Below are 23675 nucleotides of genomic sequence, written 5' to 3' on the forward strand. Positions count from 1 at the left end.
TGCTACCTCAACCAGCGTTCGATGCGCGCCATCGCCTCGACCATGTCGTCATGGCTGCCGGCATAGGAGAACCGCATCGTGCGATGTCCAGCCTGGGTGTCGAAGTCGCGGCCGGGCGTCGCCGCCACATGCGCCTCGGCCAGCATCTTGCGCGCGAAAGCCATGCTGTCATTGGTGTGCCTTGTGACATCGCAAAAGGCATAGAAGGCGCCGTCCATGGGTGCTGCCAGCGGAAAGCCGAGTTCCGGCAGGCGTTTCATTAAGAGCTCGCGATTCCAGGCGTAGCGGCCCTTGACCGCTTCCAGCTCTTCGGTCGCGGCAAAGGCCTCGATCGCGGCGATCTGCGACAGTTCCGGCGGCGAGATGTAGAGGCTCTGGGCAATGCGCTCGACCGGCCGCACCAGCTCTTCTGGCAACACCATCCAGCCAATGCGCCAGCCGGTCATGCAATAGTATTTCGAGAAGGAATTGATCACCGTCACGCTGTTGCCGAAGGCAAGTGCCGTTGTGTCAGGGGCGCCATAGGCCAACCGGTGGTAGATCTCGTCGGAAATGACGGCGATGCCCAATGTCTCCGCTGTATTGACCAACGCCGACAGTTCGTCGGCCGGTATGACCGCGCCGGTCGGGTTGGCCGGACTTGCAAACAGAACGCCCTTCAGCGGCTTCTCGCGCTGCGCGGCCTCCAGATGACCGGCATGCAGGTAGGCGGCGTCGCCAAGTTCGATCTCGACCACTTCGATGCCGAGCGCCGCCATGATGTTGCGATAGGCAGGGTAACCGGGTGCTGCGATGGCGACGCGGTCGCCCGGATCGAACATCGCCAGGAAGGCGAGGTTGAAGGCCGCCGACGATCCGGTGGTCACTGCGATCCGGCCAGGCTCGACTTCAAGACGATAGTGATCCGCGTAATGCTCGGCGATCGCCTTGCGCAGACCGGCCAGCCCCAGCGTGTCGGTGTAGCCGATGCGGCCGTCCTGCAAAGCCTTGGCCGCGGCGGCGCGAGCCCGTGCGGGCGCCGGATCGGAGGGCTGGCCGACCGCCATGGAGATCACCGGCACGCCCTGAGCCCTCAGCCTGTTCGCTTCCGCCAGCACATCCATGGCGTGGAATGGCTCGACATTGCCACGACGTGAGAGCGAAACGACCATTTTATCCCTATCCCGACGGTTGGGCACGCCATGCCCTCGAATACATGCGCCGCACAAATGCCCGATTGATGTGAGGATCACAAGTTGAGGAAGTTTTCCGGTGCCGACTTTTCATCTTTCGCCCGCTCGTCTACCAGTGGACACATCATGTTGAGCCGACCCAGATCGACGATTGCCAAGATCGCGCGTGTTTTCGCGACGCTTTCGCTTGGCGTCGCCGTCGCCGCGGCGAGTTCGGTCACCGCCTTCGCCCAAAGCGTGCCGGTGGTACGCGATGCCGAGATCGAGGCTCTGGTGCGTGACTACGCGCGGCCGATCTTCAAGGCGGCGGGGCTGGCGAATGACGGCATCGATATCGTGCTGGTCAACGATTCCAGCTTCAACGCTTTCGTCACCGGGCGCCGGCTGTTTATCAACACCGGCGCGCTGATGACGGCCGAAACGCCGAACGAAATCATCGGCGTCATCGCGCACGAGGCCGGCCATATCGCCGGCGGCCATCAGCAGAAACTGCGTGACCAGCTCGAGCGCGCCAAGACGATGGCCATCATCGCCACCTTGCTTGGCGCAGGTGCGATCGTTGCTGGCGCCACCACCAACAGCCGCGGCCTTGCCGGCGCCGGCATGGGCGTTGCCGCCGGCGGCGGCGAGATGGCACAGCGCAGCATCCTCGCCTACCAGCGCACCGAAGAGATAACAGCCGACCGCTCCGCCATCACCTATCTCAACGCCACCGGCCAGTCCGGCATGGGCATGCTGAAGACGTTCCGCCGCTTCCAGACCGCACTGTCCCTCTCGGGTGCGCAGATCGATCCCTACCGGATCAGCCACCCGATGCCGCAAGAACGCATCGCCAATCTCGAAGTGCTGGTGAAGCAGAGCCCTAATGTCGACAAGCTCGACCCGCCGGCACTGCAGCAGCGCCATGACATGATGCGGGCGAAGATCGCCGTCTACATGGAAGGCAAGGCCACCGCGGGCAGGCTGATGCAAAAGATGCGGGGCAGCCTCGCGGCACTCTATGGCGATGCCCAGTCGACCTACCTTTACGGCGACATCGCCGGCGCACTTGCCAAGACCAATGCCCTGATCAAGGCGCAGCCCAAGAACCCCTATTTCCAGGAATTGCGCGGCGACATCTTGATGAAGGCGAACAAGCCCAAGGAGGCGGCGGAAGCCTACGCCAAGGCGGTCAGCCTCGATCCGGCGCGGTCCGGCTTGCTGCCTGTCTCGCTGGGCCAGGCGCTGATGGCGGTCGGTACGCCCGAACTCGCTGAAGAAGGCCGTCGTGCAGATCAACAGTGGTCTTGGGCGCGACAAGGAAAATGCCGAGGGGTATCGTTACCTGGCGCAGGCTTACGGCGAGTTGGGTGACATACCGGGCGCCGAGCTGGCCACGGCCGAGGGTCATTTCTATTCCGGTAACTACAAGGATGCGAAGATCTTCGCCATGCGCGCGCAACAGCAGATGAAGCGCGGCGAGCCGCGTTGGATACGCGCCCAGGATATCATAAACTACAAATCGTCAGCCAAGATCTAGTGAACCTTCCGCTCACGCGCTGCGACACAGCCAGACCGGGAAACAGGCAAAAGGAACGAGAACGATGAAAAAGGCACTGCTGCTGGGCACCACGGGGATCGCTGTGGCCCTCGCCATGCTGGCTTTCGGTTTCGTCGCCGGCAGCCCGCAGATTGCCAAGGCCGGTACAACGCAGCCTGTCCAGACCGCAGCGGCCGATACCAAGATCGACCGCACCGAGGTCGAGGGAATCATCCGCGACTACCTTCTGAAGAACCCGGAAGTGCTGCTCGAAGTGCAGGACGCACTCGAGGCCAAGCAGAAGGAAGAGCAGCGGATCGCCGCGCTCGGCGTCATCAAGAACGCCAAGGAGCAGATCTTCAACTCCAGCTTCGACGGCATCGTCGGCAACCCGAACGGCAAGGTGACCATCGTCGAGTTCTACGACTACAATTGCGGCTTCTGCAAACGCGCCATCGAGGACATGCGGGCGCTGACCAAGTCCGATCCGGATCTGCGCTTCGTGCTCAAGGAATTCCCGATCCTCGGCCCGGATTCGCAAAAGGCCAGCGTCGTTTCGATGGCCTTCCACCTGATGAAGCCGGAAAAATACGGCGAGTTCCACAATGCGTTGCTCGGCGGCCAGGGACGCGCCACCGAAGCGGCCGCGATCAAGATCGCGCTTTCGCTCGGCGCCGACGAGGCGACGCTGCGCGAGAAGATGAAGGATCCGTCGATCACCGAGGCCTTCTCCAAGACCTACGATCTTGCCAACAAGCTGTCGATCACCGGAACGCCGTCCTATGTCGTCGGCAACGAGGTCGTGTTCGGCGCTCTCGGGCAGGAAGTGCTGGCGCAAAAGATCGAGGCGGCGAAGGCCGCGCTTTGATCAGCCGGGGGTTTTCTTCACGGGCGCATTTCGACCTGTTGTGGACAGTGAAAGAACGCACTTGCGCTCTTTTCGCGGACGGCTATGCCCGGTATAGAGGCCCAGCGCGCCGGTTTGCTACCGGCGCCGGAAAAGGTCGGCTTTTTTGAAAACGGTTTTCGTCCTGAACGGTCCCAATCTCAACGCGCTCGGCAAGCGCGAGCCGGGCATCTATGGCGGCAAGACGCTTGCCGCGATCGCCGACGACTGCAAGCAGGCCGGAGCGTCGCTCGGGCTCGAGATCGATTTCCGCCAGTCGAACCATGAGGGCGACCTTGTCGACTGGATCCAGGAAGCCGGCGACAAGGCCGCTGGCATCGTCATCAATCCAGGCGCCTATAGCCATACCTCGATCGCGATCCATGACGCCATCCGTTCGGTTGCGCCGCTGCCGGTCGCCGAAGTTCACCTTTCCAACATCCATGCGCGGGAATCATTCCGCCACGTCTCCATGGTCGCGCCGGTCGCCGTCGGCATGATCTGTGGCTTTGGGCCGCTTGGCTACACGCTGGCGCTGCAGGCGCTGGCCGCACGCCTATGACCGGCCAACAAACAGAAGGCTCGAAAATGTCGATAAAGAAGACCGGTGTTGACCAGCAACTGATCCGCGATCTGGCGGGCATACTGAACGACACCAACCTGACCGAGATCGAGGTTGAACTGGGTGATCTGAAGGTTCGCGTGTCGCGGCAGGCACCTGCCGTCCACGCGATTGCCGCCCCCCCGCCCAACTATGCGCCGGCGGCAGCCGCCCAGCCCGCGGCCACGGCCGCCCCGGCAGCGGTCGACGTATCGAAGAACGCGGTCACCTCGCCGATGGTCGGCACCGCCTATCTGGCACCGTCGCCCGACGCCAAGGCGTTCATCGAGGTCGGCCAGAAGGTCAAGGAAGGCCAGACGCTGCTGATCATCGAGGCGATGAAGACGATGAACCAGATCCCCTCGCCGCGCGCCGGCACGGTGACGGCGATCCTGTTCGAGGATGCGACGCCGGTCGAATACGGCATGCCGCTCGTCGTGATCGAGTAGAGCGGGCCGGATGTTTCAGAAGATCCTCATCGCCAATCGCGGCGAAATCGCGCTTCGGGTGCTGCGCGCCTGCAAGGAACTCGGCATCCAGACGGTGGTGGTACATTCGACCGCCGACGCTGACGCCATGCATGTCAGGCTCGCCGACGAAAGCGTGTGCATTGGCCCGCCGCCATCGCGCGACAGCTACCTCAACATCCATCAGATCGTCGCGGCCTGCGAGATCACCGGCGCCGACGCCGTGCATCCGGGCTACGGCTTCCTGTCGGAGAACGCCAAGTTCGCCGACATCCTGGCCGCGCACAACATCACCTTCATCGGCCCGTCCGGCGACCATATCCGTATCATGGGCGACAAGATCGAGGCCAAGCGCACCGCCAAGCGCCTCGGCATTCCGGTGGTTCCCGGTTCGGACGGCGCCGTCACCGATCAAAAGGAAGCCAGGCGCATTGCCGCCGAGATCGGCTATCCCGTGATCATCAAGGCGTCGGCCGGCGGCGGCGGGCGCGGCATGAAGGTTGCGCTTACCGAGGCTGACCTCGAGATTGCCTTACAGACAGCGAGCACGGAAGCCGGTGCCGCCTTCGGCGACGATGCCGTCTACATCGAGAAATACCTGGAAAAGCCGCGCCACATCGAAGTGCAGGTGTTCGGCGACGGCTTCGGCCGCGGCGTGCATTTCGGTGAGCGCGACTGTTCGCTGCAACGCCGCCATCAAAAAGTCTGGGAAGAGGCGCCCTCGCCGGCGCTCAACGCCGAGGAGCGGTCCCGCATCGGCGGCATCTGCGCCAAGGCCATTGCCGATCTCGGCTATTCCGGCGCCGGCACGATCGAGTTCCTCTACGAGAATGGCGAGTTCTATTTCATCGAGATGAACACGCGCCTGCAGGTCGAGCATCCGGTGACGGAAGCGATCACCGGCATCGATCTCGTGCACGAGCAGATCCGCGTCGCTTCCGGTGGCGGTCTTTCGGTCAAGCAGGAAGACATCAAGTTCAATGGCCACGCCATCGAATGCCGCATCAATGCCGAGGATCCGCGCACCTTCACCCCCTCGCCCGGCACCATCACGCATTTCCATACGCCGGGCGGTCTCGGCATCCGCGTCGATTCCGGCGTCTATTCCGGCTACAAGATCCCACCCTATTACGACAGCCTGATCGGCAAGCTGATCGTGCATGGGCGCAACCGCGTCGAGTGCATGATGCGGCTGCGGCGGGCGCTGGATGAATTCGTCGTCGATGGCATCAAGACAACCTTGCCGCTGTTTCGCGATCTGGTCGGCAATGCCGACATCGCCAATGGCGACTATGACATCCATTGGCTGGAAAAATATCTGGCCAAGGAAGAGTAGTCCGGGGCCGCGATGACCCGTCCCTACGCGCCCGGCTATCGCATCCCCACCGACCTCCTGCTCAAGGCCTATGCCTCGGGCGTCTTTCCGATGGCCGAAAGCGCCAACGACCCGGAAGTGTTCTGGGTGCGGCCGGAGACGCGCGGCATCATCCCGCTCGACGGGTTCCACACGCCCAAAAGCCTGAAGAAGGCGATCCGCAAAAACCCGTTCGACATCCGTTTCGACTTTGATTTCGAGGCGACGATCGACGGCTGTGCCGAAAAGCGCGAGGAGCGGCGCTCGACCTGGATCAACGCACCGATCCGCGAGGCCTATGTGCAACTACACCGCATGGGCCACTGCCACTCGGTCGAGGCCTGGCATGAGGACCAGTTGGCCGGCGGCCTCTATGGCGTGTCGCTCGGACGGGTGTTCTTCGGCGAAAGCATGTTTTCCAAGGAGACGGATGCGTCGAAGATCTGCCTCGTGCATCTCGTCGAACGCTTGAAGGCACGCGGCTTCGCTCTACTTGATACGCAATTCACCACCGAGCACCTCAAGCGCTTTGGCGCGGTCGATGTCCCGCGCGGCAAGTATGAGAAGATGCTGGCGGATGCGTTGAAGGGTGAGGCGATCTTTTTTCCGTGACCGGAGAGCTTCGATGTCGGGCGAAAACCACCTTCGAGCGAATATGCCGCCAGTTGTTCTAGCGCTGATCGCAAAGGGCAGAGACGTCACAATGGGTCAACTCGACCAACTGCTTCCCAAGCGGGAATTCAGTTCGACCGAGATCGAAGACATAATGGCTGCTCTCTCCGAGCATGGGATACGTATCACCGAGTGAACGAATACGCCGGACCACCCAGATGATCAGCTCTTCGCTGCAGCCTCCAGCGGCGTCTGCGAATGGAACATCATCTTCCAGCCGTTGACGCGGTGCACGTAGCCGGTGCTGACCAGCGCCGCGTAGGGGTCGCCATTCTCCCGCGTCGCATGCGCCTCGTAGGTCAGCATGACGATGTCGCTGCCGGGTTCAATAATTCCCTTGAGCTCGATATCGAGGTCGCGCCAGCGGTTGGGCTTGGTCGCGGTCTTGGCCAGGTCGGCATTGTCCATCGCCTTTGCCATTTGCGGAAAGGCCACCAGGCATTCCGTGTCGGCATTGGCCGCGTAGTAGGCCTCGTCGCCTGTCCAGAACCCTTTTTCGAGTTCGAGCAACTCTTTCTTGCTCGCCGTGATCCGCTTGCTGTCTGACATCGAAATATCCTCCGGGCGCATCGATGCGCGGTCGTCAGCATTCCAACGCATGATGGACGTGACGGTTCCGGGGATCAGTTGCCGTCGGTGGCGTCCGGTTCCACGGGGGCGGACTGTTCGACATCCGGGCTGGCCGAAGGCTTCGGCTTGGCGGCGGCTGGTTTGGTCGCGGCCGGCTTCGAAGCGTCGGCCTTGGTGGCGTCAGCCTTGGTGGCATCGGGCGCCGGCACATCCGACTTCTGCTTGCATTCCTTTAGCCAGACGTCATAGACGGCATGCTCGACGGCGTTGAGCCCGGGGCTTTCGGCGAACATCCAGCCGGTGAAGATACGGCGGATCTTGCGGTCGAGCGTGATCTCGTCGACCTCGACGAAGGAATCGGTCCTCGGCTCCTCGGTCTGCGGCCGCGAATAGCAGACGCGCGGCGTCACCTGCAAAGCACCGAACTGCACCGTCTCGTCGATATAGACGTCGAAGGTGATGATGCGGCCGGTGATCTTGTCGATGCCGGCGAACTCGGCAACCGGGTTGGTGATTCGATCCGATCCCGTGGGCGCCGCCGGGGCGGGCGCGGCGGGTGCAGCCGGTGTGGGCGAAGCCGCAAAGGCCGCAGTGCTGACGGCGAGGCTGGCGGCTAGCGTCAGACCGCCCGTCGATATCAGGTTGAAAAAGCTCATATAGGGGTACCGGTGGTTCGCGCCCGGGTGATTCCGTCGATCGCCAAGGCTAGTCGCCGTTTTCTGATCAGCAAGCAGCTAAACACCAATTGTGGCGATAAAGGACCGGCCTGCACTTCGTGCTGTGACAAGTCGGGGCGCCGTTACATCCAGGGACCGTTACGACCCGGGCGTCCAGGCGTCATAGTCACCGGTGACCTGCGGGCGATGCTGATTGGTCAGCACCGAGCCCTTCGGCCGATAGGCCGCCGGCGTGCCGGTCAGATTGGGCTGATGCGACTTCTGCCATTCGCGCGGCTTGTAGTCTTCGCTCGGCGGCGCGACGTCGACACGGTGATGCATCCAACCGTGCCAGCCAGGCGGAATGGCCGAAGCTTCGGAATAGTTGCGGTAGATGACCCAGCGGCGCGTGCGGCCTTCCGAATCGATACCGCCTTCGTAATAGACATTGCCGACCTCGTCCTGGCCGACCCTCTTGCCGTACCGCCAGGTGTGCAGGCGTGTTCCCAGCGTCTGGCTGTTCCACCAGGTGAAAAACTGCGTCAGGAAAGTCTTCATCTCGGAACCCTTTGCGCAGGCGGCGCCTGTTTCCTGCTTATGGCGTCAGGCCTTCGGGAAGGCAAGGGTTTTGCCGCGGGGGGTGCGCAAATGGCGCGCCGGGGAGCCGACACAAGCCTGTGATCCCAAGAGGCGGCAGGATGCGCGCTTGCCAAGCCTTTGCGCTCTTTCTAAAGCTCAGCGCGCCCATGCGGATATCCAATCCGGCCATGGGCCAAGGGAGGTGACGATTGGCCACGGAATTGCCGACCACCGACATTCGCATCGGCGCCGAGCTGATTCGCCGCCGCAAGGGCGGCATCCCCTTGGTCTGCCTGACGGCCTACACCTATCCCGTCGCTCGCTTGCTCGATCCCCATGTCGACCTGCTCCTGGTCGGCGACAGCGTCGCCATGGTCCTGCATGGCCATGCGACGACGCTGGGCGCCTCGCTGGAGATGATGATCGCGCATGGGCAAGCCGTGATGCGCGGCTCGGCCAGGGCCTGTGTAGTCGTCGACATGCCGGCCGGCAGCTACGAGGATTCCGCGGCGCAGGCGGTGGCCTCGGCGCGGCGCATCGTCGACGAGACCGGCTGCCAGGCGGTGAAGCTCGAAGGTGGCGTCGACATGGCCCGTCAGATCGCGGCAATAGTGGCCGCCGGCATTCCGGTCATGGGCCATATCGGTCTGCTGCCGCAATCGGTGGAGAAGGATGGCGGCTACAAGATCAAGGGCCGCACGGACGAGAATGTTGCGGCGCTGATGGCCGACGCGCTCGCCGTCGAAAAAGCGGGCGCGTTCTCCGTGGTCATCGAAGGCACCATCGAGGCGGTCGCCGCCGACATCACACGCCGCATTGCCATTCCGACCATCGGGATCGGCGCCAGCGGCGACTGCGATGGCCAAATCCTGGTCATCGACGACATGGTCGGGCTGACCGTCGACCGCGTGCCGAAATTCGTCAAGGAATACGCCGATCTGCGCAGCGTCATCGCGCACGCCGCCGAGCGCTACGCAGCGGAGGTGCGAGACCGGACTTTTCCTGGCCCAACCCATGTTTTTTCGGGCTCAAAGGCCTTTTCCAGTTCGAATGCCATTTCGAACGCAAATGGCGGGGATGAATCATGAGCCGTCCCGAGGTCGTCGATAGCGTTGCCGCACTTCGCGCGCGGATTCAGGAGTGGCGGCGCGATGGCCTGCGCGTCGCCATGGTCCCAACCATGGGCGCGCTGCATGAAGGGCATCTCTCGCTGATCAGGATCGCCAGGGAAAAAGCCGAGCGCTGCGTTGTGTCGATCTTCGTCAACCCGACGCAGTTCGCGCCGAGCGAGGATCTCGACAAATATCCGCGCCAGCTCGCCCGCGATCTGGACATGCTGGCAACGGTCAAGGCCGATCTTGCCTTCACGCCGACGGTCGGCGCGATGTATCCCACCGGCTTTGCCACCAGGATCGCGGTCGGCGGCCCATCCGCCGGGCTCGAATCGGACTTCCGCCCGACCTTCTTCGAGGGCGTCGCCACCGTGGTGGCCAAGCTCTTTCTACAGGCAACGCCCGACTATGCGGTCTTTGGCGAGAAGGATTACCAGCAGCTTTGCGTCGTCAGGCAGCTCTGCCGCGACCTCGACCTGCCCGTCGAGATCATCGGCGCCCCGACCATACGCGACACGCATGGCCTCGCCATGTCGTCACGCAACGCCTATCTCAGCGAGGCCGAACTTGCTGTCGCCCGCCAGCTCAACGCGATCCTGCACAAGGCGGCAGCGGCATTGGCGGCCGGCGCACATCAAGATGAAGCGGCCGGTGAAGCCAGCCGCGCCCTGATCGCCGCCGGCTTCCATAAAGTCGACTATGTCGAGGCTCGCGAAAGCCTGACACTGGCGACGTGGCGCCGCGACCGCGCCGGGCGCCTGCTTGCCGCGGCCTGGCTTGGCAAGACGCGGCTGATCGACAATGTGGAGGTTCCCGTCGCCTGAGCGGATTGGCCTACGCCACGCTTTGTCCCCTGGCGCGTCACCCATCCGAGATTTCCGGCACGCGCTTACTCCTCTGTCGGCATATGCAGATACATCGACTGGATGCCGACGCGACCCGGGCCGGTGAAGCGGTTGACGATGAAATTCATGTTGGCGCCGAAGAAGCCGCTCGACAGGCGGTCGATCTTTGTTTCCATCCTGACGGAGGTGTCCTTGAACAGCCAGCCGCCCGGCTCGATGTCGATGGTCTCGCCGGCGGCAAGCGTTTTCTCGAAGACATTGCCGTAGCCGTGCAGCCAGACGATGCCGTCGCCGCTATCGCCGCGAAAACGGTCGATGAAGAAGCCGCTCTGGCCAAACAGCATCGTCGCCAGGCCGCGTACACGTTCGAATGTGTAGTCGACATTGCCGGTGGCGGCGAGGAACTGGTGTTCGCGCACCTGGATCTCCTCACCGCGCCTGAGGTGGATCGGCACGATGTGGCCGGGCCCATCACGGCTGAAGGCGATGATGCCCGCTCCCGACGCCTCGGTGACGAAGATCTGCATGCCGGCCATCATGCGCTTCAGCGCGCCTTTCAGCGACTTCAGGCCGATGGTGATGGTGGAGTTCTTCCACAACAGGATGTGATGCTCGAAATAGACAGGCATTCGCGTCACATCGACCGAAAGCACGGGCACCAGTTCGCCCGCTATGTGATAGGTGACGCCACCAAAGGTTTCATCCGACACCTGGGTCGGCATCAATTCCGGCAAGCTTGGCATGGTTCCCCCCCTCGCCGCCTTGCGCGCCAGCCCATTCCGGCTTCCGCACGGTCAGCTACCACAGCTTGGTGCGTGCCCCCCGGGCCGTCAAACGAAAACGGGCCCTTGCCGCACCGCTCGCGCGAAGGTGATCCAGACCGGTGCGCCGAAGGGATCAGCCGGCAAGAGGCCGGCGATAGACCAACGTCGGCTCGCCGGAGGCACCCGCGTGTTCGCCGGCATCGCCGGATCGCACGAAGCCGTTTGCTTCGTAGAAGGCGATGGCGCGTGTGTTCCGCACCTCCACTTCCAGACGGATGGCGTCGGCCTCGGGAAAACTTTCGATGATCTCGTCGAGCAGCATGCCGCCGATGCCTCGCCCCTGCAGGCTTGGAAGCACGTAGAGCTGTTTCAGGACAACCAGCTTGCCGCCGTCGATGCTTTCGGCAAAAGCCACGCCGCCAATGCGCTTGCCGTCATCAGCAACAAGGAAGTCGCTGTTCGGCTTGATCAGCCGCGCCTTCAGCGAGGCGATCGAATGCCATTCGTCGGTGATCTCGGTGACCTTGGCGGCGCCGTATATGGCGTCATACGTCGCATGCCAGGTTTCGACCAGCACTGCCCGAATTGCATCAAGGTCGCGTTCACCTGCGGTGCGGACGAACATCGCTTTCTCTCCCGCCTATGCCGCGACGCGATCGCGTCTGAAATCGATTGCCGCAAGCAGCACCACCCAGACCAGAAGCACCATGCTGCCCGGCATGTTGGCCGCCATGGCGAGGCCGGAGAAACCGGTTGCCGCGGTGGCCAAGCCGCCGAACAGGACGCCCACGGCACCGGCACCGCCAAGCAGCGACAACCACAGCGGACAGCGCCTGGCTTGATGCAGGGCAACAGTGGCGAGAAAAACCGTCAGGCCGAGCAGCATAGCGCTGACCGCGGCAAAGCCGACCTCGACCTGGCGCACGGCGAAGGCGGCGCTGAACAGCGACGGCTTTGTCGCCGCATCGGCCATGGCCCAGGCGTTGACCACCGCCTTCAGCGCAATGCCGTCGACCGCCTGCAAGGCAGCGGCGGCCGCCAGCGATGCTGCGCCAAACACGATCGTCAAAAGGGTCGAGCCACGGGCCGGACCGTCGGTCAGCCGGCCAAGGATCAGCAGCAGCCCCGCAACCATCGCGAAGACGCCGGCAAGCTGCGCCATATGGCTGTAGAGCCAGATATGGTCGGCGGCATATTCACCGAAGGCGGCAAGCGCATCGTTCGGATCTTCATGCATCGGGTGCAGCGACGTGCCGACAAAAAGCAGCACGGCGCCGGTAATCAACAGGGCCGACGAGACGCTTGCCGGGTTGCCCGGCTTTGCGTCTGTGCTCATTGATCCGATATGCCGAGCTTGGCCTTGACGAGGTCGTTGACCGCCTGCGGATTGGCCTTGCCCCCGGTCGCCTTCATCACCTGGCCGACGAACCAGCCAGCCATGGTCGGCTTGGCGCGCGCCTGTTCGACCTTGTCGGGATTGGCCGCGATCACCTCGTCGACCGCCTTCTCGATGGCGCCGGTATCGGTGACCTGCTTCATGCCGCGGCTCTCGACGAGCTGACGCGGATCACCGCCTTCGTTCCAGACGATCTCGAACAGGTCCTTGGCGATCTTGCCGGAGATGGTGCCATCCTTGATCAGGTCGACAATCGCGCCGAGCTGATCGGGCGAAACCGGAGCGTTTTCAATATCCTTGCCGGCCTTGTTCAACTGTCCGAGCAGATCGTTGATGACCCAGTTGGCGGCGAGCTTGCCGTCGCGGCCGGAGGCCACCTTTTCGAAATAGTCGGCGATCGACTTTTCCGACACGAGGATCGAAGCGTCGTAGGTCGACAGACCCAGCGAGGAGATCAGCCGCGCCTTCTTGTCGTCGGGCAGTTCCGGCAGCCCTTTTGCCAAAGCATCGACATAGGCCTGGTCGAATTCCAGCGGCAGAAGATCGGGATCGGGGAAATAGCGGTAATCGTGCGCTTCTTCCTTCGAGCGCATGGAGCGCGTCTCGCCCTTGACGGCATCGTACAGCCGCGTCTCCTGGTCGATCTTGCCGCCGTCCTCCAGGATGGCGATCTGGCGGCGCGCCTCATAGTCGATGGCCTGGCCGATGAAGCGGATCGAGTTCATGTTCTTGATCTCGCAGCGCGTGCCGAACTCGCCACCGGGCCGGCGTACCGAGACGTTGACGTCGGCGCGCAGCGAGCCTTCATCCATGTTGCCGTCGCAGGTGCCGAGATAGCGCATGATGGTGCGCAGCTTGGTGACATAGGCCTTGGCCTCATCGCCGGAACGCAGATCCGGCTTGGAGACGATCTCCATCAGCGCCACGCCGGAGCGGTTGAGGTCGACATAGGACATGGTCGGATGCTGGTCGTGCATCGACTTGCCGGCGTCCTGTTCCAGATGCAGCCGCTCGATGCCGACCTCGATGTCCTCGAACTCGCCCTGCCGGTCAGGCCCGACCGAGACGATCACCGTGCCCTCGCCGACGATCGGCTGCTTGAACTGCGAAATCTGGTAGCCCTGCGGCAGATCGGGATAAAAATAGTTCTTCCGGTCGAAAACCGACTTGTGGTTGATCTGCGCCTTCAGCCCGAGACCGGTGCGGATCGCCTGCTTGACGCATTCCTCGTTGATGACCGGCAGCATGCCCGGCATTGCCGCATCGACCAGGCTGACATTGGCATTGGGGGCCGCACCGAAAGCGGTCGAGGCGCCGGAAAACAATTTTGCTTCCGAGATGACCTGCGCGTGCACTTCGAGACCGATGATGATTTCCCAGTCGCCGGTGGCGCCAGAGATCAGGCGTTTTGCGTCGGGTGTGCGGGTATCGATGAGGGTCATGGTAGCCTGCGCTTCTAGCTCGCGAAAATTGCGATTTTCGCGAATTTGGGTGTTGGCCTTCGCTAGTGCAAACCGCCAGAAGAGACAAGCGCAAAGCCACGGGCTGGCCTTTTCAGCCGCTTTCGCCTATAGGCCGCTCATCCCAATGGAGAGTGGATGTCCACTTACGCTCAGTCCCGTTAAGGCCCTGACCTCGTAGCGAGGCAGGGCGACAAAACCTGAAACCCCGTGCCGCGAGGCTTCGCGGCGGCGGATTTTTTGTTTTCCCGGAACTCTCCCATGGATATTTCGCGCACTGAGCAGCGCGTCCTGCACCTTTTGGCGCAGGGCGGACGCATCGAAATCAAAAAGAACCAGAAGAAACGGATCGCCTCCGCCAAATGCCTGACCCGTGACGGCTGGCATTATCCGGGCGTCGATCTCGACCTGTTTCGAAAGCTGAAGCGCAAGAAGGCGGTTTCGTCGTCGGGCGGTGGTCCCTACCGCATCACAAGGCGCGGGCTCGAACTCGTCCGTTCCGAACTCGACAACAGATAGAAATGGTTCCGCCGGCCGGGTATCCGGCCGGCGGTTCCGTTCACCGCTCAGGCGGTGGCGATATAGGCCCTGATCTCATCCGCCTCGCGCTCGACATCCTCGATGCGGCGCTTGACCACGTCACCGATGGACACGATGCCATCGAGCAGGCCGTCCTTTTCCACCGGCAGATGGCGGAAGCGGCCCCTGGTCATGATCTCCATCACCTCGTTGACGGTGTGGTTCTCATTGCAGATCTTCACCTTCGGCGTCATCGCCGAACGCACAGCAATATCAAGTGCGGCGGCACCCTCCTTGGCGACGACGCGCACGATATCGCGCTCCGAAAGAATGCCGACGATCTTGCGATCGCCATTGGTGATGACCAACGCACCGATCTTGTGGTCGGCGAGCATGCGGATGGCCACGCTAAGTTTTTCATTCGGCCCGAGCGTCAACACGTCGTGGCCTTTTTTCTCGAGAATTGCCTTAACCGTCATGGCGTCCTCCTCTGCTTTTGCCTGCCGGTTCCTGCCTGACCGGCTTTCACGTAAGAGTGAACATCGTGCGCCGTGATCGGCTGCATTTCAAGTGCGGCGGTCGGTGGTTTCCCACTCAGGCGGCTGCCATCGCCGATCGAACCAGCGCAGGCCAAAGAAGCCGGCAACGAAGCCGCCAATATGGGCCTCCCAGGCGATCTGACCGTCTGTTCCAGGCGCAAAGCCGAGAAGGCCAGTGGCGAGGTTGATGATCATCCACACGGCGAGGAAGATCACGACGCCACGCAAACGCAAGACAATGGCGATCGGCAGCACCGGGCCGGCGAAGGCTGCCTTGCCGGCCGAGCGGTCGGTGCGGAAACCGAACCGCGCGGCAGCGCCCATCATGCCGGAAATTGCGCCCGAGGCGCCGACCAATGGTGCCTCTCCGTACGGATGCATGGCCCAGAACAGCGCCACGGAAGCCAGTCCGGTGGCAGCGAAGAACAGCGCGAACCTGAGCCCGCCAAGGCGATTGGCCAGCGGCGAGCCAAAGGCGGCGAGCCAGACCATGTTGATGGCGATATGGGCAAAACCGCCATGCATGAAGGCATAGGTGAAGGGCCGCGTGAACAGGAACCAGTCGAAGCCGTATTGTCCGGTGTAAAGGACAGGGATAAAGGCCCCATCATAGAGCAGCGTCATCTGCTGCTCGTCGTTCAGCACATATTGCTGCAGCAGATAGACGGCCGCGCAAATGCCAATCACCGCCAGCACCACAGGCGGCAGGTTGAAGACCGGCTCACGCCGGGGCTCCGGGGTCGGTTCGGTGGGTTCGGCTTCCGAAGGGCCTACCGGTTCACTCATACGCGTCTGGTCCAGGGATTCGATGCGCGAGCTTTAGAGCAAGGATGCCCGACTTGGAACAATTCTGTTTCTCGAAACAGCCGATGTCCGCGCAATGTCGCCCTCCTTTGCTACGAACCGAAAAGGAAACGAACCGGAAATGCTCCGGGAGCTGAAAAACTCGCAACCAGCGTTCTCGGATGCGACAAGGCCCCTCCCTAGAATGCGGCGCCATAACGGGTGAGAACGACGGCCAAAACTCGCCGCCCCAAGCGCAATGCCATAACCCGAAGCTCACGCATCTTGTCCCCAGCACCCTCAGCCATCGCCGTCTCCGTCAACGGCATCGAGAAATCCTTCGGGCCGACGCGCGCGCTCGCCGGCGCCGATCTTGCCGTCGCGCCCGGCGAGGTCGTGGCGCTGATGGGCGCCAACGGCGCCGGCAAGTCGACCTTGGTGAAGATCCTTTCGGGGTCGTACACGCCCGACGCTGGCACGATCACGCTGGGCGGCAACATTGTCAGCTTCGCCTCCCCCAGCGCCGCCAAGGCTGCCGGCATCGCGACGGTGCATCAGGCGACCGACCAGGCGGGTGCAGCCGGATTGACGGTTGCCGAAAACCTGTTGCTTGACGAGCTTTGCGGCCGCAGCGGGCGTTTCCTCGTCTCGGCGGCATCGATCCGCCGGCGGGCGCGCGCGGTCGCTGCGCTGATCGACATCGATCTGCCGCTCGATCGCGACTTCATCGACCTGCGCCCGGCGGAACGGCAATTGATCGCCATCGCCCGCGCCGTCGCGGCCAAGGCCTCGGTGCTCATCCTCGACGAGCCGACATCGAGCCTGTCGACCACGGAAGCCGAGCGGCTGTTCGCCATCATCCGCCGGCTGCGCGCCAACGGCATGGCAATCCTCTATATCTCGCACCGGCTTGGCGACCTTGCGGCAATCGCCGACCGTGCCGTCGTCATGCGCGGCGGCCGCATCGTCGGTGCCTTTGCCAGGCCGATCGATTTCCCGGCCGCGGTCGCGGCCATGATCGGCCGGACACTGGAAGCCGCCACGTATGACGGCAAGGCGTCGACCGCCCCGATCGTCGCCTCCATCAAGGGCGCGCGGCTGGTTGCCGGCGCGCAGCCTTTCGATCTCGACCTCCGCTCCGGCGAGGTCGTCGCCATCACCGGCACGCTCGGCTCGGGCAAGAGCCGGCTGCTGCGCGCGCTTTTCGGGCTGGAAACGCTGGCGCAAGGCGGCTTTGTGCTCGATGGCAAGCCGTGGCTCTCGAGCGGGCCGGCGCAGTCGATCGAAAGCGGTGTCTTCATGGTCGCCGAGGACCGCTGGCAATCGTCCTTGCTGCCGCCTGAAGTTCCCGGCGCCTCGATTGCCGGCACGATCGCCCTGCCGCATCTGAGGCGCTGGTTTCCGAGCGGCCTGCTGCGCACAGCCCGCGAGCGCAAGGTCGCGTCCGAAGCGATCTCGCGGCTCGGCATCAAGGCGCGTGGACCCGACGACACGCTCGACGAGCTTTCCGGCGGCAACCAGCAAAAGGTCGTACTCGCGCGATGGCAAGCCGCACCTTGCCGGCTGCTGCTGCTCGACGAGCCGTTCCAGGGCGTCGACGTCGGCGCACGCGCCGATCTGATCGCCGCCATCCGCAACAGCCAAAGCGGTTCCGCCACGCTGATCGCGACCAGCGACACCGAGGAGGCACTGGAGGTTGCAGATCGCATCCTCGTCATGCGCAACCACACACTTCATGAGGCCGGAGACGGCCATGGCTCACTGACCGACCAGATCGGCAAGGTCGAGAGCGACAAGGCCGGAGACCACCAATGACCTATTCGACGACGACACATCCGTCCCCCACGCGCACATCGCTTTTCCGCGAAACGCGCCGCTACGCCCTCTTCGTGCTGCTGGCACTGATGGTGGTCGGGTTCTGGTACGCGCAGCCTGCCTTCATCCGCTCGGCCAATTTGTTCTCGATCCTGCAGGCGGTTTCGGTGGTGGCGATCCTCGGCGTCGGGGTGTCGATCACCATGGCGGCCGACGGCTTCGATCTGTCGGTCGGCAGCATCGCCGCTTCGTCGGTGATGGCGGCGAGTTATGCCATGGTCGTGTGGCAGCTGGACGCGGCCCAGACCATGGTGCTGGTCTTGCTGATGGGTGCCTTCATCGGCCTCGTCAACGGGCTGCTGATCGTCCGCGTCGGCGTGCCCGATCTTCTCGCCACGCTGGCGACCATGTTCCTGCTCGCCGGCCTGCAACTGATCCCGACGGGCGGCCGCTCGATCACCGCCGGCATGGTGCTTCCCGACGGCTCGACGGTTCCCGGCGCCTACGATCCGGCGTTCCTGATCCTCGGCCGGTCCCGGCTCTTCGACACGATCCCCCTGTCGGTCGTCGTCATGGCTATCGTCGCCGTACTGGCCTGGTTCCTGATGGAGCGCACGCGCTGGGGCCGCGTCTTCTATGCCATCGGCGGGAACGAAACGGCCGCGCATCTTGCCGGCGCGCCGACCAAGAGATACCGGCTCTGGGCCTACATACTGTCAGGCACGCTGGCTTCGCTGGGCGGGCTGATCGTGGCCTCGCGCGTCGGCCGCGGCGACGTTTCGGCGGGCAATTCGCTGCTGCTCGATGCCGTAGCGGCCTCGTTGATCGGCTATGCCGTGCTCGACAAGCGTCGCCCGCATGTGATCGGCACGGTGGTCGGCGCGATCTTCGTCGGCGTGCTGCTCAACGGCCTCACCATGCTGAACGCCCCCTACTACACACAGGACTTCGTCAAGGGCGTCGTGCTGGTTGGTGCGCTGGCACTGACCTTCGGCCTGGGAAAAAAGCGGTAACCCGACCTCCAATCGATATCTCCTCTCCCTCGCTTGCTCGCGAGGGAGAGGAGAAAGGATCAGTTGGACGGGATCCAGCTTGCCGCCGCCGCGTCGCTCTGGCCGAAGGCTGGAAGCTTGGCGTCGAGATCCTCGACTGTCTTGATGCCATTCTTGCGCAGCTCTTCCTGTGTCAGCAGGACCGGCTTGACGACGATGCTGTGACCGGGATCCTCGCCGGCGATCAACTTGGCCGCCGCCCGCACCGAGACCGCACCGACGACGGCCGGATTGGTGGCCGCTGTGGCGACCCACGGGCTTCCTTCGGCGGTGATTTCGGTGATGTCGGCGGTGGACACGTCGGCCGAATAGATCTTCACCTTCTTCGAGATGCCGAGTTCGTCGGTGGCGAGTTTCACGCCGCGCGCGAACTCGTCATAGGGAGCAAAGACGACCGAGATGTCGGGGTTGGCCTGGAACGCCGCCTTGGTCTGGTCGGCTGTCGACACTGCGGTTGTGTCGTTGACCGTCCCCCAGCGCGCCTTCTCGACGATGCCGGGATTGGCCTTCCTGGTCTCGTCCCAGATTTCGTTGCGGCGGTCGAGCGGCGCGAAGCCTGCGACATAGACGTAACCTGCCTGGAACGAGGTGCCGTTGTCCTTGAGCGCCTGGCCGAGCGACGCCTTGGCAAGCTCGTGATCGGACTGTTCGACCTGCGGGATCTTCGGGTTGTCGAGATTGACGTCGAAGGCGACGACCTTGATGCCGGCATCGAGCGCCTTCTGCGCGACGTCCTTCAGCGCTTCGGGCTGGCCATGGTCGATGATGATGGCCTGGACGCCGAGATTGATCGCCTGCTCAATCTGATCGCGCTGCGCGGCCGCATCCTGCCGGCCGGAAAAGATCTGCAGGTCGATGTCGAGCGCCTTCGCCTGTTTCGTCGCGCCGGCCTGATAGGCCTGAAAGAAATCGCCGGCCGAGATGAAGGTGACGAGCGCCACTTTCACGCCGCCCTTGTCGAAAGGAGCCGGAGCACCCGCGATTCCGTCTGCGTGAACGGCGCCGAGCGAAATGGCGCTGGCAAGCAGGCCGGCCGTGATCAGTCCAAGGATAGAAGTTTTCATGAAGGTTTCCCCAGAGAATTACGCTGACGAGGCACGTCTCCGGACCGCGGGATCGCCGCCGTCGCGCCTCAAGGAGCGAATGCTCGAAGGGTACAGCGGCAACAGAACCGCTCGGAACGCAGATTTTTCTCTTTCGCGGCGCGTGATTGGCAAATGTTGCTTGCTGCCTGTCGCATGGCGCGGGGATCAGGCTATCCCGGCGCCATTGATCACCGGACCGCCGCAGGGGCTGCGATGAACGAAAAAACATGCCCGCCGTTAACCGCGAATCACAGGGCGCGAATCAAAAAAGAAGCCGTCCAAGGTTTCCCTTGAACGGCCGGTCGAGCCCCCTGCTCCCCTAAAACTCTGACTGAAGTGCTGCCGATCGTCGCGAAACGACCGCTTCTGGAGTGGTTTTGGTGTGCCACAGAGGCCCCTCGGGCGCAACGTAAACCACTTGGTAACCTTAACGGCCCCGACCCGTGAACAAGTGTTAACGACGCTGGCACGCTTCCTGCTCCGCAACGCATGTAGGTCATCGGAGGGCGCCCTTCTGTTCACCGATGGGACATCAGACGACAGAATGCGCGGAGCAGCATACCATGAACCAAAACGGATCGATCACGCTGTTCCATTATTGGAACCGCCTGCGTGACGGACGGCCTGCTCCGAAGCGTTCGGAAGTTGAGCCCGCCGATATCAAGTCGCTCTTGGCCGATACGTTCATCCTGGAAAAGGACACACGCGGGCAACCCGTCTTCCGCCTGGCCGGCACCAGGCTCTGCGCCTGCTATGGCCGCGAACTCAAGGGGTTCTCCTTCCCGTCCCTGTGGCGCGAGAAGGATCAGCGTCTGGTCTCACGGCTGATTCATGGGGTTTTCGACCAGAAATCCGTGGTGCTGATCATGTTCGAGGGCTTCAGCCGCAACGGCCGCTCCAACAAGTTCGAATTGCTTGCCTTGCCGCTTGACGGCGGCATCGAAAATCCGCGCTGTCTCGGCGTGATCAGTGCCGCGGAGAAGCCGTTCTGGCTGGGCGCCGACCCGATCACCGACGCCATGATCGATTCGATCCGCGTCATCGATCCGGAGAAAGAGCTGCTCAACAACCGCCCGGCGATCGACGTTCCCTCGCTTGTTCCCGCCGAACTCGAGGCGCCTGACACGATCTCGGCGCTTGGCCGGGCGCGCCGCATCCGCCATCTCGTCGTCTTCGACGGCGGGCGCGAGGAATAGTTGATGATCGCACAGTCTTGCAGGCTCGTTTTTTCCCTTTGTTAACCCGCTTTGTTGTACTTCTTTGATGAAGTCCCTCGCATTGGCGCGCGGGGATGCCAAACGGGGTGTAGGCAGTCATGAGGTCAGCGGCGGTCGACTACGCGCCGTCCCAAGCTGAAAGGCGTAACTTTCAGCGCGTCCGGGTCAAAATATACGGACGATTCATGCTGGAAGACCGCACCGAGCATCCTTGCCAGGTTGTCGACATGTCGCCCGGCAACGTTGCGTTTCGCACCGACCGCATCGGCATGCCCGGCGAAAAAGTCATCGCCTATATAGACCATATCGGCCGCATCGAAGGCGTCGTCACGCGCACGCTGCAGGACGGCTTCGCCATGACGGTGATTGCGTCCGACCGCAAGAAGGACAAGCTGGCGGCGCAGCTGACCTGGCTTGCCAACAAGCACGAACTCGACCTGCCGGAAGACCGCCGCCACGAACGCGTCGCGCCGCGCAACCCGACCAGCGTGCTGCAGCTCACCGACGGCCGCCAATATCAGTGCCGGATCATCGACCTGTCGCTGTCCGGTGCGGCGATCGAGATCGACGTCAAGCCGGCGATCGGCGTCCAGGTCATGCTCGGCACCATGCGCGGCCAGATCGTTCGCCATTTCGAGGATGGCGTCGCCATCGAATTCGCCGTCATCCAGCGCCCCGAGACACTCGATTCAGAATTCAACACGCCGCGCGCCTGACCAGATCTGTCGGGACGCCCCAGTCAAACCGGCCGTTAGCGGCCGGTTTTTTGTTTCTGGGCAACAGCGATCGATATCCGTTCTGACAGCCGAGGGTGCGACCTGTAACGCTCAGCGCAGGCGTCACGCATACCGCCAGCGCAGTCCTGGCAATCCAAACAATTCAATACTCAAATGATTCAAATTTTATGTTTATTCTACCGGCGTTTTACTTAAAGTCTACTTCGCGCCTTTGCGTCAAATAAATCCAGCTGTGGCAATGTCTCCTTCGAACGGGGAGACTAAAAATGAAAGCAAAGAGGGGCAAGCTGTTGCTGTTGGCAATGGCGATGCAGCTTTCCGCTTGGGGATCAGCATATGCCGCGGGACCGGCCTATATGCACACCGGCGGACGTACCACGCAGCCTGTTGGCCATTATGAATTCTGCCAGCGCATCCCTGGCGAATGCAACGAGAAGACGCCCAAGAGCGCGCCGGTCGACCTGAGCCGCAAGCTCTGGGCGACGATCGTCAACATCAACAATTCGGTCAACACCCGCGTCAAGCCGCGCACCGACATGGAGAACTACGGTGTCGAGGAGTACTGGGCCTATCCCGACAATGGCTATGGCGATTGCGAAGACTATGCGCTGGAGAAGCGCCGCGAGCTGATGGATGCAGGCGTGCCGGCGGGTGATCTGTTGATGACGGTCGCGCGCCAGCCGAATGGCGATGGCCACGCCGTGCTGACCGTGCGCACCAGCCTCGGTGAGTTCATCCTCGACAATCTGGAAACCAAGGTGCTGTCCTGGACCGACACCGACTACACCTATCTCAAGCGTCAATCGACGGAGAATTCCGGCGTTTGGGTGACGATCAACGACGGCCGCTCCGACGCGGTCGCCAGCGTCCGCTAGGGACGCCAACACTGGAACTGAGATCAAGCGCGTCGCACGACACGCTTAAGGAGAAACCCGGTCGAGTCCCCACCCTCCCCGTCCCCAACGACCGGGTCAAGGAGCCGGCCCCGTCCCCGGGCCGGCTCCGCCATTTCTGGCGGCAGTTCGAAGACGTGCCGGCCTCCGAGGCCGGAATAGGCCAGCTATTGTGCTGCCGCAGGCTTGTCCACGAGTTTCTCAACCAGTCGCCTGAGTTCGGAAGGTGTCGTGTGACCGCCGACAATCTCATGATAACTGATGCCCGCTATTCGCAAGGCTTCTTTCTTAACCGCATCACGCGCCGCTGCTGTACCCTGATGATGCGCATGACCTTGGTATTCCAAGGCATGTCGAGGCAAACAGTTCTCGTCCACAAGGAGTAGGTCAACGCGTTTCGAGTTGATGCAGCTGTAAGCGTCCGCGTCCTTGCTGTGCAGGATCTCTCCCAAAGACACTTGCGCCATAACCTGCCATGCTGGATTACAGCCGATAACCATACGATCGAGTTCCTTGAAGACGCGCACTTCGCTCTTGTTGAGGAGCGGTTGAATAGTGAAGTTCGCACCCATGACAATCCGCAACTGGTCGGCGGGATCAGTTGGTTTCGGTGGCGCGGAAACAGGCTTCGTGGCAGTCCACAGGCCGCTAAGGATGTCGCCCCCACCGCGGCGCTCTCTAGCCCACCGCAAGCGGTTCTTTTCCCTCCACGCCTGTCTCCGCTTCCTTGACAGGAAACGCTCCAAGGCCATGCCAACGAGGACGCCAGTCAACAGAAAGCCGAATGGCGGAATGATTTGATGGACTAGCTCGCTAAACTCGGGTGGCATGCAAGAAAGCTACCTCCGCGATGCAGGTCGTTCATTGGCACCGGGGCTTCAACTATAACAGTAAAGGGTCGATCGGTCTGTAATCGCGGACAAAGCCGGCCCCTTGCCGTGATCCAGCTTCCAAAAGGCGATTGATCGCTGCAGTATCGGCG

26 protein-coding genes and 1 pseudogene are annotated in these 23675 nt (G+C 62.7%); 15 read left to right on the forward strand and 12 right to left on the reverse strand.

The window, feature by feature from the left end:
* Nucleotides 1-2: 2 nt before the first annotated feature.
* Nucleotides 3-1151: a pyridoxal phosphate-dependent aminotransferase gene (locus AC0V8S_RS24960; protein ID WP_475434035.1), complete on the reverse strand. Its 1149-nt coding sequence runs from the start codon at nucleotides 1149-1151 to the stop codon at nucleotides 3-5.
* A 147-nt stretch (nucleotides 1152-1298) separates the two neighbouring features.
* On the opposite strand from AC0V8S_RS24960, the pseudogene AC0V8S_RS24965 reads away from it, so the two are divergent.
* The 7 genes and pseudogenes from AC0V8S_RS24965 (at nucleotide 1299) to AC0V8S_RS24995 (ending at nucleotide 6807) form a co-directional block, all read left to right on the forward strand.
* Nucleotides 1299-2691: pseudogene (locus tag AC0V8S_RS24965) on the forward strand (M48 family metalloprotease).
* Nucleotides 2692-2755: 64 nt separating this feature from the next.
* Entirely contained in the window at nucleotides 2756-3559 is an 804-nt protein-coding gene (locus AC0V8S_RS24970) for a DsbA family protein (protein WP_475434037.1), read from the forward strand.
* 145 nt (nucleotides 3560-3704) lie between these two features.
* Complete coding sequence (aroQ, locus tag AC0V8S_RS24975) at nucleotides 3705-4139, forward strand: type II 3-dehydroquinate dehydratase (RefSeq protein ID WP_019857903.1); 435 nt, start codon at nucleotides 3705-3707, stop codon at nucleotides 4137-4139.
* Nucleotides 4140-4165: 26 nt separating this feature from the next.
* A complete protein-coding gene (gene accB, locus AC0V8S_RS24980; protein ID WP_475434039.1) occupies nucleotides 4166-4627 on the forward strand; it encodes an acetyl-CoA carboxylase biotin carboxyl carrier protein in 462 nt (153 codons plus the stop codon).
* 10 nt (nucleotides 4628-4637) lie between these two features.
* Nucleotides 4638-5981, forward strand: a complete 1344-nt coding sequence (accC, locus tag AC0V8S_RS24985; protein ID WP_183458819.1) for an acetyl-CoA carboxylase biotin carboxylase subunit — start codon at nucleotides 4638-4640, stop codon at nucleotides 5979-5981.
* A 12-nt stretch (nucleotides 5982-5993) separates the two neighbouring features.
* Nucleotides 5994-6611 carry a leucyl/phenylalanyl-tRNA--protein transferase gene (aat, locus tag AC0V8S_RS24990; protein WP_475434041.1) on the forward strand — a complete coding sequence of 206 codons (618 nt, stop codon included), beginning with the start codon at nucleotides 5994-5996 and terminating at the stop codon, nucleotides 6609-6611.
* Between the two features lie 13 nt (nucleotides 6612-6624).
* Nucleotides 6625-6807: an RNA polymerase sigma factor region1.1 domain-containing protein gene (locus AC0V8S_RS24995; RefSeq protein WP_183458815.1), complete on the forward strand. Its 183-nt coding sequence runs from the start codon at nucleotides 6625-6627 to the stop codon at nucleotides 6805-6807.
* A 26-nt stretch (nucleotides 6808-6833) separates the two neighbouring features.
* Here AC0V8S_RS24995 and AC0V8S_RS25000 read toward each other — a convergent pair whose 3' ends face one another.
* The 3 genes from AC0V8S_RS25000 to AC0V8S_RS25010 form a co-directional block, all read right to left on the reverse strand.
* On the reverse strand, nucleotides 6834-7220 hold the full coding sequence (locus AC0V8S_RS25000) for a hypothetical protein (protein WP_183458813.1): 387 nt from the start codon (nucleotides 7218-7220) through the stop codon (nucleotides 6834-6836).
* Nucleotides 7221-7294: 74 nt separating this feature from the next.
* On the reverse strand, nucleotides 7295-7897 hold the full coding sequence (locus tag AC0V8S_RS25005; RefSeq protein ID WP_475434043.1) for a DUF2155 domain-containing protein: 603 nt from the start codon (nucleotides 7895-7897) through the stop codon (nucleotides 7295-7297).
* A gap of 159 nt (nucleotides 7898-8056) precedes the next feature.
* A complete protein-coding gene (locus tag AC0V8S_RS25010; protein ID WP_027045618.1) occupies nucleotides 8057-8455 on the reverse strand; it encodes an NADH:ubiquinone oxidoreductase subunit NDUFA12 in 399 nt (132 codons plus the stop codon).
* 230 nt (nucleotides 8456-8685) lie between these two features.
* Between AC0V8S_RS25010 and panB the strand changes: the two genes are divergently transcribed.
* Both panB and panC read left to right on the forward strand, forming a co-directional pair.
* Nucleotides 8686-9564: a 3-methyl-2-oxobutanoate hydroxymethyltransferase gene (gene panB / locus AC0V8S_RS25015; RefSeq protein WP_475434045.1), complete on the forward strand. Its 879-nt coding sequence runs from the start codon at nucleotides 8686-8688 to the stop codon at nucleotides 9562-9564.
* Complete coding sequence (gene panC, locus AC0V8S_RS25020) at nucleotides 9561-10412, forward strand: pantoate--beta-alanine ligase (RefSeq protein ID WP_475434047.1); 852 nt, start codon at nucleotides 9561-9563, stop codon at nucleotides 10410-10412. The genes panB and panC overlap by 4 nt, the downstream gene beginning before the upstream one ends.
* 65 nt (nucleotides 10413-10477) lie before the next feature.
* Here panC and AC0V8S_RS25025 read toward each other — a convergent pair whose 3' ends face one another.
* From AC0V8S_RS25025 to gatB, 4 genes are all read right to left on the reverse strand, one after another.
* Complete coding sequence (locus tag AC0V8S_RS25025; protein ID WP_475434049.1) at nucleotides 10478-11176, reverse strand: AIM24 family protein; 699 nt, start codon at nucleotides 11174-11176, stop codon at nucleotides 10478-10480.
* Between the two features lie 154 nt (nucleotides 11177-11330).
* A complete protein-coding gene (locus AC0V8S_RS25030) occupies nucleotides 11331-11822 on the reverse strand; it encodes an N-acetyltransferase family protein (RefSeq protein WP_475434051.1) in 492 nt (163 codons plus the stop codon).
* 15 nt (nucleotides 11823-11837) lie between these two features.
* Nucleotides 11838-12533 (reverse strand): hypothetical protein, encoded by a 696-nt coding sequence (locus tag AC0V8S_RS25035; protein ID WP_475434053.1) that lies wholly within the window; start codon nucleotides 12531-12533, stop codon nucleotides 11838-11840.
* On the reverse strand, nucleotides 12530-14035 hold the full coding sequence (gene gatB, locus AC0V8S_RS25040; RefSeq protein WP_475434055.1) for an Asp-tRNA(Asn)/Glu-tRNA(Gln) amidotransferase subunit GatB: 1506 nt from the start codon (nucleotides 14033-14035) through the stop codon (nucleotides 12530-12532). The genes AC0V8S_RS25035 and gatB overlap by 4 nt, the downstream gene beginning before the upstream one ends.
* A gap of 279 nt (nucleotides 14036-14314) precedes the next feature.
* Between gatB and AC0V8S_RS25045 the strand changes: the two genes are divergently transcribed.
* Nucleotides 14315-14572: a YjhX family toxin gene (locus AC0V8S_RS25045; RefSeq protein ID WP_183458801.1), complete on the forward strand. Its 258-nt coding sequence runs from the start codon at nucleotides 14315-14317 to the stop codon at nucleotides 14570-14572.
* Between the two features lie 47 nt (nucleotides 14573-14619).
* Here the strand turns inward: AC0V8S_RS25045 and AC0V8S_RS25050 are convergent, their stop codons facing one another.
* Both AC0V8S_RS25050 and AC0V8S_RS25055 read right to left on the reverse strand, forming a co-directional pair.
* A complete protein-coding gene (locus AC0V8S_RS25050) occupies nucleotides 14620-15051 on the reverse strand; it encodes a CBS domain-containing protein (RefSeq protein WP_183458799.1) in 432 nt (143 codons plus the stop codon).
* An 87-nt stretch (nucleotides 15052-15138) separates the two neighbouring features.
* On the reverse strand, nucleotides 15139-15897 hold the full coding sequence (locus AC0V8S_RS25055; protein WP_183458797.1) for a rhomboid family intramembrane serine protease: 759 nt from the start codon (nucleotides 15895-15897) through the stop codon (nucleotides 15139-15141).
* A 282-nt stretch (nucleotides 15898-16179) separates the two neighbouring features.
* On the opposite strand from AC0V8S_RS25055, the gene AC0V8S_RS25060 reads away from it, so the two are divergent.
* Both AC0V8S_RS25060 and AC0V8S_RS25065 read left to right on the forward strand, forming a co-directional pair.
* Nucleotides 16180-17709 (forward strand): sugar ABC transporter ATP-binding protein, encoded by a 1530-nt coding sequence (locus AC0V8S_RS25060; protein WP_475434058.1) that lies wholly within the window; start codon nucleotides 16180-16182, stop codon nucleotides 17707-17709.
* A complete protein-coding gene (locus AC0V8S_RS25065) occupies nucleotides 17706-18722 on the forward strand; it encodes an ABC transporter permease (protein WP_475434060.1) in 1017 nt (338 codons plus the stop codon). The genes AC0V8S_RS25060 and AC0V8S_RS25065 overlap by 4 nt, the downstream gene beginning before the upstream one ends.
* 59 nt (nucleotides 18723-18781) lie before the next feature.
* Here AC0V8S_RS25065 and AC0V8S_RS25070 read toward each other — a convergent pair whose 3' ends face one another.
* The gene (locus AC0V8S_RS25070; protein WP_475434062.1) at nucleotides 18782-19825 is read right to left on the reverse strand and encodes a substrate-binding domain-containing protein; all 1044 of its coding nucleotides are present in this window, start codon (nucleotides 19823-19825) and stop codon (nucleotides 18782-18784) included.
* A 584-nt stretch (nucleotides 19826-20409) separates the two neighbouring features.
* Here AC0V8S_RS25070 and AC0V8S_RS25075 point away from each other — a divergent pair.
* The 3 genes from AC0V8S_RS25075 to AC0V8S_RS25085 all read left to right on the forward strand — a co-directional run bounded on the left by AC0V8S_RS25075 (nucleotide 20410) and on the right by AC0V8S_RS25085 (nucleotide 22675).
* Nucleotides 20410-21042, forward strand: a complete 633-nt coding sequence (locus AC0V8S_RS25075; RefSeq protein WP_095204358.1) for a PAS domain-containing protein — start codon at nucleotides 20410-20412, stop codon at nucleotides 21040-21042.
* Nucleotides 21043-21161: 119 nt separating this feature from the next.
* Nucleotides 21162-21779 carry a PilZ domain-containing protein gene (locus AC0V8S_RS25080; protein WP_010909193.1) on the forward strand — a complete coding sequence of 206 codons (618 nt, stop codon included), beginning with the start codon at nucleotides 21162-21164 and terminating at the stop codon, nucleotides 21777-21779.
* 287 nt (nucleotides 21780-22066) lie between these two features.
* Nucleotides 22067-22675: a transglutaminase-like cysteine peptidase gene (locus tag AC0V8S_RS25085; RefSeq protein ID WP_475434064.1), complete on the forward strand. Its 609-nt coding sequence runs from the start codon at nucleotides 22067-22069 to the stop codon at nucleotides 22673-22675.
* A gap of 185 nt (nucleotides 22676-22860) precedes the next feature.
* On the opposite strand, the gene AC0V8S_RS25090 is transcribed toward AC0V8S_RS25085, so the two are convergent.
* A complete protein-coding gene (locus AC0V8S_RS25090) occupies nucleotides 22861-23523 on the reverse strand; it encodes a DUF2726 domain-containing protein (protein ID WP_475434066.1) in 663 nt (220 codons plus the stop codon).
* Nucleotides 23524-23675: the final 152 nt, after the last annotated feature.

Source organism: Mesorhizobium oxytropidicola, from assembly GCF_056174625.1.

Coding starts and splice junctions, on each gene's coding strand:
- AC0V8S_RS25010 (WP_027045618.1), bottom strand. CDS start 8,455: ATGAAGACTTTCCTGACGCAGTTTTTCACCTGGTGGAACAGCCAGACG.
- AC0V8S_RS25050 (WP_183458799.1), bottom strand. CDS start 15,051: ATGACGGTTAAGGCAATTCTCGAGAAAAAAGGCCACGACGTGTTGACG.
- accC (WP_183458819.1), top strand. CDS start 4,638: ATGTTTCAGAAGATCCTCATCGCCAATCGCGGCGAAATCGCGCTTCGG.
- aat (WP_475434041.1), top strand. CDS start 5,994: ATGACCCGTCCCTACGCGCCCGGCTATCGCATCCCCACCGACCTCCTG.
- AC0V8S_RS25025 (WP_475434049.1), bottom strand. CDS start 11,176: ATGCCAAGCTTGCCGGAATTGATGCCGACCCAGGTGTCGGATGAAACC.
- AC0V8S_RS25085 (WP_475434064.1), top strand. CDS start 22,067: ATGAAAGCAAAGAGGGGCAAGCTGTTGCTGTTGGCAATGGCGATGCAG.
- AC0V8S_RS25000 (WP_183458813.1), bottom strand. CDS start 7,220: ATGTCAGACAGCAAGCGGATCACGGCGAGCAAGAAAGAGTTGCTCGAA.
- AC0V8S_RS25090 (WP_475434066.1), bottom strand. CDS start 23,523: ATGCCACCCGAGTTTAGCGAGCTAGTCCATCAAATCATTCCGCCATTC.
- AC0V8S_RS24995 (WP_183458815.1), top strand. CDS start 6,625: ATGTCGGGCGAAAACCACCTTCGAGCGAATATGCCGCCAGTTGTTCTA.
- AC0V8S_RS25075 (WP_095204358.1), top strand. CDS start 20,410: ATGAACCAAAACGGATCGATCACGCTGTTCCATTATTGGAACCGCCTG.
- panC (WP_475434047.1), top strand. CDS start 9,561: ATGAGCCGTCCCGAGGTCGTCGATAGCGTTGCCGCACTTCGCGCGCGG.
- AC0V8S_RS25045 (WP_183458801.1), top strand. CDS start 14,315: ATGGATATTTCGCGCACTGAGCAGCGCGTCCTGCACCTTTTGGCGCAG.
- accB (WP_475434039.1), top strand. CDS start 4,166: ATGTCGATAAAGAAGACCGGTGTTGACCAGCAACTGATCCGCGATCTG.
- AC0V8S_RS25080 (WP_010909193.1), top strand. CDS start 21,162: ATGAGGTCAGCGGCGGTCGACTACGCGCCGTCCCAAGCTGAAAGGCGT.
- AC0V8S_RS25030 (WP_475434051.1), bottom strand. CDS start 11,822: ATGTTCGTCCGCACCGCAGGTGAACGCGACCTTGATGCAATTCGGGCA.
- AC0V8S_RS24970 (WP_475434037.1), top strand. CDS start 2,756: ATGAAAAAGGCACTGCTGCTGGGCACCACGGGGATCGCTGTGGCCCTC.
- AC0V8S_RS25070 (WP_475434062.1), bottom strand. CDS start 19,825: ATGAAAACTTCTATCCTTGGACTGATCACGGCCGGCCTGCTTGCCAGC.
- gatB (WP_475434055.1), bottom strand. CDS start 14,035: ATGACCCTCATCGATACCCGCACACCCGACGCAAAACGCCTGATCTCT.
- AC0V8S_RS24960 (WP_475434035.1), bottom strand. CDS start 1,151: ATGGTCGTTTCGCTCTCACGTCGTGGCAATGTCGAGCCATTCCACGCC.
- AC0V8S_RS25065 (WP_475434060.1), top strand. CDS start 17,706: ATGACCTATTCGACGACGACACATCCGTCCCCCACGCGCACATCGCTT.
- AC0V8S_RS25035 (WP_475434053.1), bottom strand. CDS start 12,533: ATGAGCACAGACGCAAAGCCGGGCAACCCGGCAAGCGTCTCGTCGGCC.
- AC0V8S_RS25005 (WP_475434043.1), bottom strand. CDS start 7,897: ATGAGCTTTTTCAACCTGATATCGACGGGCGGTCTGACGCTAGCCGCC.
- AC0V8S_RS25055 (WP_183458797.1), bottom strand. CDS start 15,897: ATGAGTGAACCGGTAGGCCCTTCGGAAGCCGAACCCACCGAACCGACC.